The sequence below is a fragment of the Actinomadura sp. B10D3 genome (genome assembly GCF_039871695.1).
Lineage (GTDB): Bacteria > Actinomycetota > Actinomycetes > Streptosporangiales > Streptosporangiaceae > Spirillospora > Spirillospora madurae.
In genome coordinates, this window is sequence record NZ_JBDPLY010000006.1 from 87343 (window position 1) to 100634 (window position 13292).

Sequence of the window (13292 nt, forward strand, 5' to 3'; positions counted from 1 at the left end):
AATGCTCGATACAGTGCCGGAGTCATGCTTCAACGACTGGTGCAGCTGCTCCCGCCGAGAGTCCGAGCCGTGCTGCGCAGGATCCCTTTCCTGGTGATGCTGTACCGGTGGCTCCGGCGCGGGAAACTGACCAGGGAGCGGTACGTCTTCGCCGCGCTGGCGGTCGTCGCGATCGCGATCGGGCTGGCCACCTCCAGCGAGTCGCGCGGGCTGGCGCCGTCCGGCGCGCTGGTGCTGATCGTGCTCGTCGGCGGGCTGCTGCTGAAGGTGCGGAGCCTGGTCGCGCTGCTCGGCGTCGTGGTCGCGGTGACGGCCTACAACGCCTGGGAGGAGGTCGCCTCCATCGGGCCCGGCATGATCGCCACGCTCACCATCACCGCGGTGCTCGCGCTCACCCTCGCGCGGACGCGCCAGCAGCTCGGCGTGCAGGGCCTGCGCGGCGACTCGATGCTGCTGGAGCTGCGCGACCGGCTGCGGCGGCACGGCGAGATGCCCGAACTGCCGGACGGCTGGAACGCCCAGGTCGTGATGCTGCAGGCGGGCGGGTCGTCGTTCGGCGGCGACTTCGTGGTGTCGGCGTCCGACGGCGACACGCTGGAGGTCGCGCTGGTCGACGTCTCCGGCAAGGGCACCGACGCCGGGACCCGGGCGCTGATGCTGTCCGGGGCGTTCGGCGGGCTTCTTGGATCGGTCCAGCCCGACCGGTTCCTCCCTTCTTGTAACGGCTATCTCCAGCGCCAGCGGTGGGACGAGGGGTTCGTCACCGCCGTCCACGTCGTGGTCGACCTGACGTCGGGGGAGTACACGGTCGAGTCGGCGGGCCACCCGCCGGCCGTCCAGTTCGACTCGGGCAGCGGCGCCTGGCGGGTCAGCTCCGCCAAGGGCGTGGTGCTCGGCGTCGTCCCCGACCTGAACTGCGTCCCCGAACAGGGGCAGCTGCGGCCGGGCGACGCGCTGCTGCTGTACACCGACGGGCTCGTGGAGTCCCCGGGCAGCGACCTCGACGCCGGGATCGACCGGCTGCTCGGCGAGGCGGAGCGGCTCGTCCCGCAGGGCTTCGGGAGCGGCGCGCGGGAACTGGTGGAGACGATGGCCGCGACCCGCGACGACGACTGCGCGCTCGTCCTGATCTGGCGCACCTGACCGGGGGCGCGGCGCCGCGTCAGCCGCGCCTGTGCCTGCCCGCCGAAGGCAACGGCGGATGATGGCCCCGGCCCTGCGTGCGGCCGGCGAGGATCGCCCCGATGAGGACGGTGCCGGCGGCCCCGACCCTCGCCAGGAGCCGGGAGCGCGCGGACGGCGGCGGCCCGGCCACGTCGGGCGGCGTGAACGCCATGGTGTCCCTCTCCTCGTGGGGCGCCCGGACCGGCGGCGGGGCGGCGTCCGGGGCGGGCCGCGCGGGCCATCCGCCGGACCGCGGCTGCCCGACCAGGGCGAGCAGGAGATCGGACGCGCTCGGGCGGTCCGCCGGGTCCTCCGCCAGCGCCCACCGGACGGCCGGGACGAGCGCCTCCGGCAGCCCCGACAGGTCCGGGTCGCCGGCGGCGGTGCGCAGCGTCGCGGGGTCCCCGCCGATCGGCATCCGTCCCGTCCCGGCGTGGGAGATGAGGCAGCCCCACGCGAAGACGTCGGCCGCCGGGGTCGCGTGCCCGCCGACCATCACCTCCGGCGCCATCCAGCCGGGGGTGCCGAGGAACCGGCCGCTCGCGCCGGGCGGTCCGGGGGAGTCCTGGCGGGACGCGATGCCGAAGTCGATCACGCGGCAGCCCGACAGGGTGAGCATCACGTTGGCGGGCTTGAGATCGCTGTGCACGAGCCCGGCCGCGTGGATGGCGGCGAGGGCCGACGCGACGCCGACGGCGACGCCGTGCAGGTCGGCGGCCGGCAGCGGCCCGCCGCCGGCGAGCCGGTCGTGGAGCGAGATGCCCCCGACGTACTCGGTGACGAGGTAGGGGCGGCCGTCGTCCTCCCCGTGGGCGATGACCCGCGCGGTGCAGAAGGAGGCGACCCGGCTCGCGAGGTACGCCTCGTCCTTGAAGCGCCTGCGGTAGGACGGGTCGCCGGCCAGGTGCGGGTGGATCGTCTTCACCGCGACCCGGCCGCCGGATTCGGGATCGGCGCCGAGGTAGACCGTGCCCATCCCGCCGGAGCCGAGCCGGCCGAGCAGCCTGTGGCCGCCCACCTGGCGCGGATCGGCGGGTTCGAGCGGCCGGATGTCTGCGTTCATGGGGCGTTCCCGGCCCCCCTTCCGTCTCTCCCGTCCGACCATCCCCGTTCGTGAGCGGATTATGGCGATTCCGCGGAGGAAGTGCGGAAACGTGATTGTCACGCCGATGTAGCACCGCGTGCACCGGACGGGTGCAGAGTGGAGATCAGTTCGGCAGCACGGCCGATCCCGTCGGATCCTCCTCGGCGCGCGGGTGGCGGCCGGCTGGCGGCACCGAAGGCGGTGTCCGCGCGGACGGCTCCCCAGGGGTGGGAGGCGCCGTCCGCGCGGGCGCCGGTCCTATGTTTCGTACGGCAATGGGGAGGTAACAACCAGTTCTGCGCTCACCCCCCGGCGCTGGACGCGGCGCGCGGCGCCGGCCGCCGCGTGCGAGCCGGAAGGGGGAGAAGCGCCGGTTGCGGAGTCTCGGGGACCTGCTGTCGCCGTCGTGCTGGTCGGTAAGGACCCGCGTGACCGCCGCCGCGACCCTGATCGTCGTCATCCTCTTCACCGTCGGCGTCGTGCTCTTCTACCAGACCGTCCGAAACACGGTCTACCAGGGCCTGCACGATCGCGGCACCTACGCCATCGCCGACCTGAGCATGCAGGTCCGCGACAACGACCCGCGCGGCACGCTGCACGTCCATGATCCCGACTTCATCCTCCTGCAGGTCGTGGACGACAACGGCATCGTGCTGGCGCACAGCGAGCCCCTGCGGACGAGCCCTCCGCTCGACGTCCCCGTCACGCCGGCCGAGGGCATGCTCAGGTACCACGCGACGGAGGTTCCGGGGTACGCCGAGGTCTATGTCGTCACCGAGCGGGTGCGGACCCGGGCGGGGCCGCGCACCGTCCACGCCGCCGCGCCCGTCACGGAGTTCCACCGCTTCAAAGGCCTGTTCGTCGCGCTGCTCGCGCTGTCGGTCCTGCTGGCGACCGCGGTGGTCGGCTGGATCGTGTCCCTGGCGATGCGCCGGGCGCTGCGGCCGGTGCGGGAGATGAGCTCCGAGCTCACGGAGATCACCGGCGGGGAGACCGACAGGCGGGTGACCGTCCCGGCGCCGGTGGACGAGGTGTCCGAGCTGGCCCAGTCGGTCAACGTGACGCTGGACAGGCTGGAGGACGTCCTGAGCCGGCAGCGCGCGTTCGTCGCCGACGTCTCGCACGAGCTGCGCAGCCCGCTGACCGGGCTGCGCGCGCAGCTGGAGGTGGCGCTCGAACATCCCGGGGACGAGGACTGGCCCGCGGTCGCGCGGGCGGCCCTCGCGGACGCCGACCGCCTGCAGGGCATCGTCGGCGACCTGCTCATCCTGGCGAAGCTCGGCGCGGGCGTGCACGTCCCGCGGGAGCCCAGGGATCTCGGCGAGCTGGTCCGGGCGGAGGTGAAGCGGCGGCCCCGCCGGGTTTCGGTCGAGGTCGAGGCGGACGAGGGCGTCCAGGCGCTGGTCACCTCGCACCACATGGTGCGGCTGCTGACCAACCTGCTCGACAACGCCGAGCGGCATGCCAAGTCGCGGGTGTGGGTGAGCGTGGCGGCGGACGGGCCGGACGCCGTGGTGGAGGTGCGCGACGACGGCGCCGGCATCCCGCCGGAGTTCCGCGAGCGAATCTTCCGGCGGTTCCAGCGGCTCGACGAGGGCCGCGACCGCGATCCCGGCGGCACCGGCCTCGGGCTGACGATCTCCCGCGACATCGCCCGCGCGCACGGCGGCACGCTCATCGCCGCGGACAGCGACCAGGGCGCTCGGTTCGTGCTGCGCATCCCCCGCGACGAGCTGTGACCTCCGCTAGCCCGCCGCCACGGGCGGGCGGCGCGCCGCGTGCCGGGTCGCCTGCTCGAACGCGTGCCCGATCCGCAGGACGGCGAGGTCGGCGCGGTACGGGCCGACGATCTGCAGGCCGACCGGCAGCCCGCCGGAGGTGAACCCGGCGGGAACCGACAGCGCCGGGCACCCGGTCACCGAGATCAGGAAGCACGACCGCATCCACTCCAGGTAGTCGTGCATCGGCTGCCCGGCGACCTCCTCCGGGTATTCGAGCGCGGCGTCGAACGGCGGCACCTGGCTGACCGGCATCAGGAGCGCGTCGTACCGGCCGAAGAACTCGCGCATCCGGTGGAACAGGGCCGTGTGCAGCGTTTCGGCCCGCGCGAGATCGGCGCCGGTGAGGGAACGTCCGGCATCGATGTTGGCGGCCAGGGACGGTTTGAAATCGGCGCGGCGCTCGTCGAGGAGGGGGCGCAGGGTGGTCTCCCAGTGCCAGGCCCGCAGGGTCCGGAACACCTCGTCGGCGCCGGTCAGGTCGGGCGCCGCCTCCTCGACCGCGCAGCCCAGCTCCTCGAACACCTTGACGGCGGGTTCGAGGACGCCGGTGACGGCGGGGTCGACGGGGATCGTCCCGCCGAGGTCGGGCGCCCAGGCGACGCGGAGCCCGGCGAGGTCGCGGTCGAGCGGGGCGGCGAACGCCGAGCCGGGCGTCTCCAGGGCGATCGGGCTGCGCGGGTCGGGGCCGGCGAGCACCGACAGCAGCAGCGCCACGTCCGCGACCTCCCGGGCCATCGGGCCCTGCACGCCGAGCGTCGACCAGGCCGCCGCCACCGGCCACGACGGCACCCGCCCCGGCGACGGGCGGAGCCCGGCGACGTTGCAGAACGACGCGGGGTTGCGCAGCGAGCCGCCCATGTCGCCGCCGTCCGCCAGCGGGTGCATCCCGCACGCGAGGGCCGCCGCGGCGCCGCCGCTGCTGCCGCCCGCCGACCGCGCCGGGTCGTAGGGGTTGCGGGTGAGCCCGAAGACGGGGTTGAACGTGTGCGACCCGGCGGCGAACTCCGGCGTGTTGGTCTTGCCGAGCGTGACGGCCCCGGCGGCCCGGATCCGCTCGATGACCAGCTCGTCCTCGGCCGGGACGTGGTCGGCGAAGATCGGCGAGCCGGACGTGGTGCGGATGCCCGCGGTGGCGTGGGTGTCCTTGTGCGCGATCGGGAGGCCGTGCAGCGGGCCGGGTTCCTCCCCGGCCGCGAGCCGCTCGTCGGCGGCCCGCGCCTGGTCGGCCGCCCGCTCCGCGGCCAGCGTGACGATGGCGTTGACCCGCGGGTTCGTCCGCTGGATCTGGTCGAGGTGCGCCTGCAGGACCTCGCGCGCGGACAGCTCGCGGGTGCGGATGCGGCGGGCCAGGTCGCGGGCGGACGCGAAGCAGATCTCCTCGGACACGTGCCTTCCCTTCTGCCGGGTTCCTCCCAGTGTCCACCCCGGATACCGGAGGGACCCGCGCTGAGGTCATCATGCAGGGGAGACCGGCGGAAGGGGACCCGTGACGGAACGTTCCGGGGCGCGCGAGCTGCTGCGCCGCGTGCTGGACGGCGGCGCCTGGACGTCATGGGACGCGCCGCCGGCGGAGCGGCCCGACCCCTCGTCGCCGTACGGGCGGGACCTCGCCGCCGCCCGCGAGCGCAGCGGATGCGACGAGGCCGTCCTCACCGGGGAGGGCCTGCTGCGGGGCCGCCGCGTCGCGTTCGTCGTGTCGGAGTTCCGCTTCCTCGCCGGGTCGATCGGCCTCGCCACCGCCGACCGGATCGTCGCCGCCGTCGAGCGGGCCACCGCCGAGCGCCTGCCGCTGCTCGCCGCGCCGTGCTCGGGCGGCACCCGGATGCAGGAGGGGACCGCGGCGTTCGTCCAGATGGCGCGGATCACGGCCGCCGTCATGGCGCACCGCGCCGCCGGCCTGCCCTACCTGGCGTACCTGCGCCACCCGACGACGGGCGGGGTGTTCGCCTCGTGGGGGTCCCTCGCCCATGTGACGGCCGCCGAGCCCGGCGCGCTGATCGGGTTCCTGGGACCGCGCGTGTACGAGGGGCTGCGCGGGGAGCCGTTCCCGCCGGGCGTGCAGGTCGCCGAGAACCTCGCCGCCAAGGGGTTGCTGGACGCCGTGATGGGCGTCGGCGACCTCGCCGAGGTGGCGTCCCGCGCGCTGGACGTCCTGTGCGGAAGCCCGCCCTGGTCCCCTTCCGCCCTGCCGGAGGCCACCCTGCTGGAGGACGCTGTGCCGAGCGGGACGGCGTGGGACTCGATCGAGCGTTCCCGCAGGTCCGACCGTCCGGGCGTCCGCGAACTGCTCTGCCACGGGGCGTCCGATGTCACGCCGCTCTCGGGCACCGGGGAGGGCGAGGCGGACCCGGGCCTGCTGCTCGCGCTGGCCCGCTTCGGCGCGGCGCCGTGCGTCCTCGTGGGCCAGGACCGGCGCAGCCAGCGCGAGGGCCGCCCCCTCGGGCCCGCCGGCCTGCGCGCCGCGCGGCGCGGGATGCGGCTGGCCGCCGAGCTGCGGCTGCCCCTGGTCACCGTGGTCGACACCCCCGGCGCCGACCTGTCGGCGGGCGCGGAGGAGGGCGGCCTCGCGGGCGAGATCGCCCGCTGCCTCGCCGACCTGATCACGCTCCCCGCGCCGACGCTCTGCCTGCTCCTCGGCGAGGGGACGGGCGGCGCGGCCCTGGCCCTGCTGCCCGCCGACCGCGTCCTCGCGGCGAGGCACGCCTGGCTGTCGCCGCTGCCGCCGGAGGGCGCCTCGCTGATCGTCCACCGCACTCCGGACCGGGCGGCCGAGATGGCCGCCGCGCACGGCGTCCGCTCCGCGGACCTGCTGCGCACCGGCCTCGCCGACGCGCTCGTCGACGAACGCCCCGACGCCGCGGACGAGCCCGGGCCGTTCTGCCGCCGCGCCGCCGCCGCGATCGAGGCGGGCCTGTCCGGCCTCGCCCCCACCGGACCCGCCGCCCGTCAGGCCCGCTACCGTCGGGCGCCATGACCGACACCGACACGCGGGCGGCCTACGACGCCGTGGCCACCCTCTACGCCGACATGTTCCGCGACGCGCTCGACGACCTCCCCCTGGAACGCGGCCTGCTCGCCGCCTTCGCGGAACTGGTCCCGGCCGGCGGGAAGGTCGCCGACATCGGCTGCGGCCCCGGCCACGTGACGGCCCACCTGCGCCGCCTCGGGCTGGACGTGTCCGGCGTCGACCTGTCACCCGCGATGATCGCCCGCGCCCGCGCGGACCACCCGCACCTCCACTTCGCCGAGGGCTCCATGACGGCCCTCGACCTCCCGGACGGCGCCCTGGACGGGATCCTCGCCTTCTACTCGATCATCCACCTGGAGCCGGCCGAGCTCCCGGCGGTCTTCGCCGAGCTGCACCGCGTCCTCGCCCCCGGCGGCCACCTGCTGCTGGCGTTCCAGTCGACCGACGGCGCCGAGCCGGACCCCTTCGACCACAAGGTCGTCCGCGCCCACCGCTGGCCCATCGGCCACCTCGCGGACCTGGCGGACCGGGCCGGCCTGGTCGAGATCGGCCGCCTCATGCGACGCCCGAAGGAGACCGAGCACTCGCCGGCCGGTCACCTTCTCCTCCGCAAGCCCTGACAGGGCTAGGAGAGCCTCCGGCCTCCGGCGTCCTGCGGTACGACCCGGCCGTTCCTGGGCTCGGACCGCGGGACGGCGGCGGCCCGGAGCGTGCGGTGCCAGGGACGCGGGCGGCGGCGCCGGCCGCGGTGGCCGCGGGGGGCGAAGGAGGCGATGAGCGCCGCCGCGGCGGCTCCGACGAGGGCGGCGAGGATGTAGGTGGCGACCTTGGGGATCCGCCACCTCCGGGCGGCGGCTCCGCTCGCGAGTTCCGGAACGCTCCCGGAGGAGCCGCCCGTTGCGGACTTGTCGGCCATGTCTCGCTTTCCTGTTCCTCTGGTCCCTTCGCTCTCCCCCGCGCCAGTTTGTCACACCCCGCACACCGACGCCCGGGATCTTCCCACCGACACGCCCGTCACCCGGGCTCGCGCATGGCGTCGTCGAGGAGCCCGGCGCGGTGGGCGAGGATGGCGGCCTGGACGCGGTTGGTGAGCGACAGCTTCGTCAGGATGCGGCTCACGTGCGTCTTCACCGTCGCCTCGCTCATGTGGAGGGCGGCGGCGATGTCGGTGTTGGCGAGACCGCGGCCGACGGCGACGAGGACCTCGCGCTCCCTGGCGGTCAGCGGGCGCAGCCGGGCCTCGGAGCCGGAGCGGCCCTCGGCGGCGAAATCGCGGAGCAGGCGGCGGGTCACCTTCGGGGAGAGCATCGCGTCGCCGCGCGCGGCGCTGCGGACGGCCGCGAGCATCTCCGGCGCCGACGCGTCCTTCAGCAGGAACCCGACCGCGCCGTGCCGCAATGCGGTGCGCACGTACTCGTCCAGGTCGAACGTGGTCAGGACGACGACGCGGTGCGCGCCGGCGAGGCGCTCGGTCGCGGTGAGGCCGTCGGCGCGGGGCATCCGGATGTCCATGAGGATCACGTCCGGGCGGTGCGCCGCCGCCTCCCGGACGGCCTCGCCGCCGTCCGCCGCCTCGCCGACGACGGTGATGTCCGGCGCCGTCTCCATGATCGTGCGGAGCATCGCGCGGACCATCCACTCGTCGTCCACGATCAGGACGCGGATCACAACGGCACCTCCGCGCTGACGCGGTAGCCGCCGTCCCCGGTCGGGCCGGCGGTCAGGTCGCCGCCGAGCAGCCGGACGCGCTCGGCGATGCCGAGCAGCCCGTGGCCCCCGCTCGGCAGCCCGGGGACGGGGGCGCGGCCCCGGCCGTTCGTCACCGAGAGGTGGAGCGCATCCGGCGCGTGCCGGACGACGACCGTGCTGTCGGCGTCCCCGGCGTGCTTGCGGACGTTCGTCAGCGCCTCCTGCACGACCCGGTACACGGCGTGGCCGGCGAGCGCCGGAGGCGGGGTCCCGGCCTCGTCCACCACGGTCAGCGTCACCCGCATGCCGGTGCGGCGGGACTCCTCGACCAGGCCGGCCAGGTCGGCGAGGCCCGGCTGCGGGGCAAGCGGAGCGTCGCCGGCGCGCAGGACCTGCACGAGCGACCGGAGCTCTTCGAGCGCCTCGCGCCCGATCGTGCCGATCCGCCGGCCGATCGCGAGCGCGTCCCGTCCCTCGGACGCCTCCAGCGCGGTCGCGTGCAGGACCATCAACGACACCCGGTGCGTGACGACGTCGTGCATGTCCTGCGCGATCTGGGCGCGTTCGTCGCTGCGGGCGCGCAGGACGCGCTCGTGCTGCTCCCGCTCGGCGCGCTCGGCCCGCTCCCGCATGCCCGCGATCAGGTCGCGGCGCGTCCCGGTGTAGAGGCCGAGCAGCGCGGGGGCGAGGCAGATCGCGGCGATCAGCGGGGCGGTCGCGTCCAGGCCGCCGAGCCGCCAGATCGGCATGCCGACGAGGGCGGCGGCGACCGCCACGGCGGCGGCGGCCGCGCGGCGCGAGCGCGTCCGTTCCGCGAAGGTGTACAGGGCCACGATGACGGCGACGAACGCCGCCAGCGTCACCCACGCGACCAGGGCCAGCGCCAGCAGCGCCCGGTTCCGCCGCCACCAGAGAGCGGCGCCGGCCAGCAGCCCGAGCGGGACCGCGAACCACAGCGGCGGAGTCCAGTCGAACGCGGCGATGTCGCGGTCGCCGATCGACCGTCCCCCGCCGAGGTCGCCGGACGCCGTGCTCGCGGCCACCACGACGGCGAGGACCGCGTCCAGCACCGTCCGCCGCCTCATGCGGCTCACGCTAACCCGGGCCGCGTCGCCCGGTCATCCATAGAAAGTTGTAGACGGCCTCCGGCGGTCCGCCGACCTCGAAGGCTGGGAACGGCCGATGTGCCGCCGCCCGCGCCCGGCGACGCTGGCCGCATGCCGAGAACAGAGACGCCCGGCCGCCCCGACGAGATCAGGCGCGGTATGCAGTTCGCCTTCGCCGCCTTCTCCCTCGTGGCCGCCGCCCTGCTGTGGAGCTACGACGAGACCGCCTACCCGGCCATCAAGACGGCCGGAATGTCCGGCCACCTCCTGGCCTCCGCCCTCGTCGCCGGCGCCGCCCTCGCCGCGGCCCGCCGCACGCTGATCGCCTTTCACCTCCTGTTCCTTCCGGTGCAGTTCCTGTTCCTGTTCGCCGGAGGGCTGGAGGAGGTGGCCGGGATGGTCTTCTCCGCGGTGATCGTCGGGCGGATGCGGCCCCGCTTCCCCCACCTGAAACGCCTCTCCCGCCGGGTGTGGCTGACCCTGCACGTCGGCGTCAGCGTCGGCTGGCTGGGCCTGGCCCTGGCGATGACGACCCTCGCGATCACGGGCGCCACCGCGGACGACCACGCGGTGCGCCACGGCTCCTACGAGCTGATGCACGTCTTCGACCTGACCATCGTGATCCCGAGCGTGGTGCTGGCCGTCATCACCGGGCTCGTGGTGTCGCTCGGCACGCCCTGGGGCCTGGTGAAGCACTGGTGGGTGCTGGCGAAGTTCGTGATCTCCCTGGTCATCCCCGTCATCGCGACGGTCCAGAGCGGCTGGATCGAGGAGCTCCAGCACCGCACGGCCGACCCCGCCGCCGATCCCGGCGGCACGGGGCTCGTTCTCGTCCTCTGCATGCTCCTCTACGCGGCGCTGCTGTGGACGGCGGTGGTCCTCTCCGTCTTCAAGCCGGGAGGGAAGACCCGGTGGGGCCGGAGGGAGCGTTCTCAGCGTCCGCGGCGGGGACCGGTGCGGGCCGATCGGGGCGGAACGCCGGAGAGTACGGTGTCCGCAACCCCCTAGCCGTGGAGGATCGCGTGGCGCAGTTGACCGAGTTGGTTCCGCTTTCAGTGGCGGGTGGGCTTCTCCGTTCCGTGTTCGGACTGCCGGCGCCCGTGCGGCGCCTGATCGCCGGGGCGCCGGTGCGGCGGGACGGGCAGCTGCTCTCCCTGGACGCGCAGCTGCTCCTCCGGATGATGAAGCTGGAGGACGCGGGCCTGACCGCGCCCACGGTGGAGGAGGCCCGAGCCGGGGTGGTCCGGGGGATGGCGTACCTGCCGAAGGTGCCGGCGCGGCCGGTCGCCACGCTGGAGGTGGACGCGGGGGGCGTGCCGGCGCGGCTCTACACGCCGAAGGCGCTGAAGGACGGGTCGCCGCTGCTCGTCTTCTACCACGGCGGCGGCTGGGTCGTCGGGAACCTCGGCACGCACGACACGCTGTGCCGCTATCTGGCGGTGCACGCGGAGGTGCGGGTGCTGTCGGTGGACTACCGGCTCGCGCCCGAGCACCCGTACCCGGCGGCGACCGAGGACGCGCTGGCCGCTTACGCGTACGCGGCGGAGCACGCGGAGGAACTGGGCGCCGACCCGCGGGCGATCGCGGTCGGGGGCGACAGCGCCGGCGGGAACCTCGCGGCCGTCGTGGGGATGCTCGCCGACCGCACGCCCGACTTCGCGCTGCTGATCTACCCCGTGACCGACATGACCGTGCGGCGCCGGTCGCGGGAGCTGTTCGGGGAGGGCTACTACCTGACCGACGCGGACATGGTCTGGTTCAGCGACCACTACTGCCCGGACTTGGAGCGGCGTGCCGACCCCGCGGCCTCCCCGCTGCTCGCCGGGGACCTGAGCGGCTTCCCGCCGTCCTACCTGGTCACGGCGGGATTCGATCCGCTGCGGGACGAGGGCGAGGCGTTCGCGGGGCGGCTCAAGGAGGCCGGCGTGCCGGTCGCGCTCCGGCGGCAGGAGGACCTCATCCACGGATTCGCGAACATGTGGTCTCTCGGCGGGCGGTTCCTGGAGGCGGTCTCGGAGGCCGCGGGGGCCCTGCGCACCGGCCTGTACGCAGGGCCCCGCGTCCGGTCCTAGAGGGGGAGCCCGGTGAAGATCATGACCTTCTCCTCGGTGTAGTCGGCCATCGCCGACCGCAGCCCCTCCCGGCCCACGCCGGAGTCCTTCACACCGCCGTACGGCATCTGGTCGGCGCGGTAGGACGGGACGTCGCCGATCACCACACCGCCGACGTCCAGCTCCCGGTGCGCCCGGAAGGCGATGTCGAGGTTCCGGGTGAACACGCCCGCCTGGAGACCGAACTTGGAGTCGTTGACGAGGGCGAACGCCTCGTCGACGCCGTCCACGGGCTGGACGAACATGACCGGCCCGAAGACCTCCTCGCGGGAGACCTTGGCGTCCGGCGGGACGTCGGCGAGGACGGTGGGCGCGTACGCGGCGCCCTCGCGGGTGCCGCCCGTGAGGACCTTCGCGCCCGCCGCGACGGCCTCGTCCACCCAGGACTCGACGCGCTCGGCGGCCTCCTGGCTGACGAGCGGGCCGACCTGCGTCTTGTCGTCCCACGGGTCGCCGGTGACGAGGGAGGCGACCGTGTCGACGAGCTTGGGCACGAACTCCTCGTACACGGACCGGTCCACGTAGACGCGCTGGACGGCGATGCAGCTCTGCCCCGCCTGGTAGTTGGCGAACAGCCCGACCCGCCTGGCGGCCCAGTCGAGGTCGGCGTCCGGCAGGACGACCGCCGCGCCGTTCCCGCCGAGTTCGAGGGTGACGTGCTTGCGCGGCGCCTGGTCGTTGATCGCCCAGCCGACGGGCACCGAACCGGTGAACGACACGATCGGCAGCCGCGGGTCGTCGACGAGCGCGGGCGCGCGGTCGTTCGGGACCGGCAGGATGGAGAACATCCCGGCGGGCAGGTCGGTCTCGGCGAGCAGCTCGCCGAGCAGCAGCGCCGACAGCGGCGTGGCGGGCGCGGGCTTGAGGACGATCGGGGCGCCCGCCGCGATCGCCGGGGCGATCTTGTGGGCGGCGAGGTTCAGCGGGAAGTTGAACGGGGAGATGCCGAGCACCGGGCCCTTCGGCACGCGGGTGATGTAGGCCATCCGGCCCTCCGCGGCCGGGTCGGTGTCGAGCCGCTGCGTGGTGGCGCTGAAGCGGCGGGCCTCCTCGGCGGCGAATCGGAACGTGGAGACCGCGCGGGCCACCTCGCCGCGCGCCCACAGCAGCGGCTTGCCGTTCTCGCCGGTGATCAGCCGGGCGATCTCCTCGGCGCGCTCGGCGATGCGCGCGGACACGTGCGCGAGCGCCTCCGCGCGCACGTGCAGGGGCAGCGCCGCGGCCTCCTTGCGGATCGCGTCGGCGGCGGCGATCGCCTCCTCGACCTGGGCGGGCGTCGGCACCGCCGCCGTCCCGACCACGCGGCCGTCGTAGGGATGCGTAACGGTCAGCTCACCGTCACCGGTCTCGGGCCGGCCGGCCAGCCAGAATGGGGTCACGTTCATGCGT

The 13292-nt window shown here is 74.8% G+C and carries 12 protein-coding genes; 6 read left to right on the forward strand and 6 right to left on the reverse strand.

The features are described 5' to 3' along the window. Positions 1-24 precede the first annotated feature (24 nt). The gene (locus tag ABGB11_RS12675) at positions 25-1143 is read left to right on the forward strand and encodes a PP2C family protein-serine/threonine phosphatase (RefSeq protein WP_347632127.1); all 1119 of its coding nucleotides are present in this window, start codon (positions 25-27) and stop codon (positions 1141-1143) included. Between the two features lie 19 nt (positions 1144-1162). Here ABGB11_RS12675 and ABGB11_RS12680 read toward each other — a convergent pair whose 3' ends face one another. Then, on the reverse strand, positions 1163-2227 hold the full coding sequence (locus ABGB11_RS12680) for a serine/threonine-protein kinase (protein WP_347632129.1): 1065 nt from the start codon (positions 2225-2227) through the stop codon (positions 1163-1165). 449 nt (positions 2228-2676) lie between these two features. Here ABGB11_RS12680 and ABGB11_RS12685 point away from each other — a divergent pair, with 449 nt between their 5' ends. Further along, positions 2677-3987, forward strand: a complete 1311-nt coding sequence (locus tag ABGB11_RS12685; protein WP_347632131.1) for a HAMP domain-containing sensor histidine kinase — start codon at positions 2677-2679, stop codon at positions 3985-3987. Positions 3988-3993: 6 nt separating this feature from the next. Here the strand turns inward: ABGB11_RS12685 and ABGB11_RS12690 are convergent, their stop codons facing one another. Beyond that, the gene (locus tag ABGB11_RS12690; protein WP_347632133.1) at positions 3994-5415 is read right to left on the reverse strand and encodes an amidase; all 1422 of its coding nucleotides are present in this window, start codon (positions 5413-5415) and stop codon (positions 3994-3996) included. Between the two features lie 100 nt (positions 5416-5515). Between ABGB11_RS12690 and ABGB11_RS12695 the strand changes: the two genes are divergently transcribed. Continuing rightward, the gene (locus ABGB11_RS12695; RefSeq protein WP_347632135.1) at positions 5516-7003 is read left to right on the forward strand and encodes a carboxyl transferase domain-containing protein; all 1488 of its coding nucleotides are present in this window, start codon (positions 5516-5518) and stop codon (positions 7001-7003) included. Then, on the forward strand, positions 7000-7617 hold the full coding sequence (locus ABGB11_RS12700; RefSeq protein WP_347632137.1) for a methyltransferase domain-containing protein: 618 nt from the start codon (positions 7000-7002) through the stop codon (positions 7615-7617). Before ABGB11_RS12695 ends, ABGB11_RS12700 begins: the two co-directional genes overlap by 4 nt. Before the next feature lie 5 nt (positions 7618-7622). On the opposite strand, the gene ABGB11_RS12705 is transcribed toward ABGB11_RS12700, so the two are convergent. The 3 genes from ABGB11_RS12705 to ABGB11_RS12715 all read right to left on the reverse strand — a co-directional run bounded on the left by ABGB11_RS12705 (position 7623) and on the right by ABGB11_RS12715 (position 9771). Next, positions 7623-7913 carry a hypothetical protein gene (locus ABGB11_RS12705; RefSeq protein WP_347632139.1) on the reverse strand — a complete coding sequence of 97 codons (291 nt, stop codon included), beginning with the start codon at positions 7911-7913 and terminating at the stop codon, positions 7623-7625. Between the two features lie 98 nt (positions 7914-8011). After that, on the reverse strand, positions 8012-8665 hold the full coding sequence (locus ABGB11_RS12710; protein WP_347632141.1) for a response regulator transcription factor: 654 nt from the start codon (positions 8663-8665) through the stop codon (positions 8012-8014). After that, entirely contained in the window at positions 8662-9771 is a 1110-nt protein-coding gene (locus ABGB11_RS12715) for a histidine kinase (protein ID WP_347632143.1), read from the reverse strand. The genes ABGB11_RS12710 and ABGB11_RS12715 overlap by 4 nt, the downstream gene beginning before the upstream one ends. A gap of 132 nt (positions 9772-9903) precedes the next feature. Between ABGB11_RS12715 and ABGB11_RS12720 the strand changes: the two genes are divergently transcribed. Together ABGB11_RS12720 and ABGB11_RS12725 are read left to right on the forward strand one after the other, a co-directional pair. Continuing rightward, complete coding sequence (locus ABGB11_RS12720) at positions 9904-10800, forward strand: hypothetical protein (protein WP_347632145.1); 897 nt, start codon at positions 9904-9906, stop codon at positions 10798-10800. A gap of 71 nt (positions 10801-10871) precedes the next feature. Continuing rightward, the gene (locus ABGB11_RS12725; protein ID WP_347632147.1) at positions 10872-11864 is read left to right on the forward strand and encodes an alpha/beta hydrolase; all 993 of its coding nucleotides are present in this window, start codon (positions 10872-10874) and stop codon (positions 11862-11864) included. Here the strand turns inward: ABGB11_RS12725 and ABGB11_RS12730 are convergent. Further along, a complete protein-coding gene (locus ABGB11_RS12730) occupies positions 11861-13288 on the reverse strand; it encodes an aldehyde dehydrogenase family protein (protein WP_347632149.1) in 1428 nt (475 codons plus the stop codon). The two genes, ABGB11_RS12725 and ABGB11_RS12730, sit on opposite strands and share 4 nt — an antisense overlap. Positions 13289-13292: the final 4 nt, after the last annotated feature.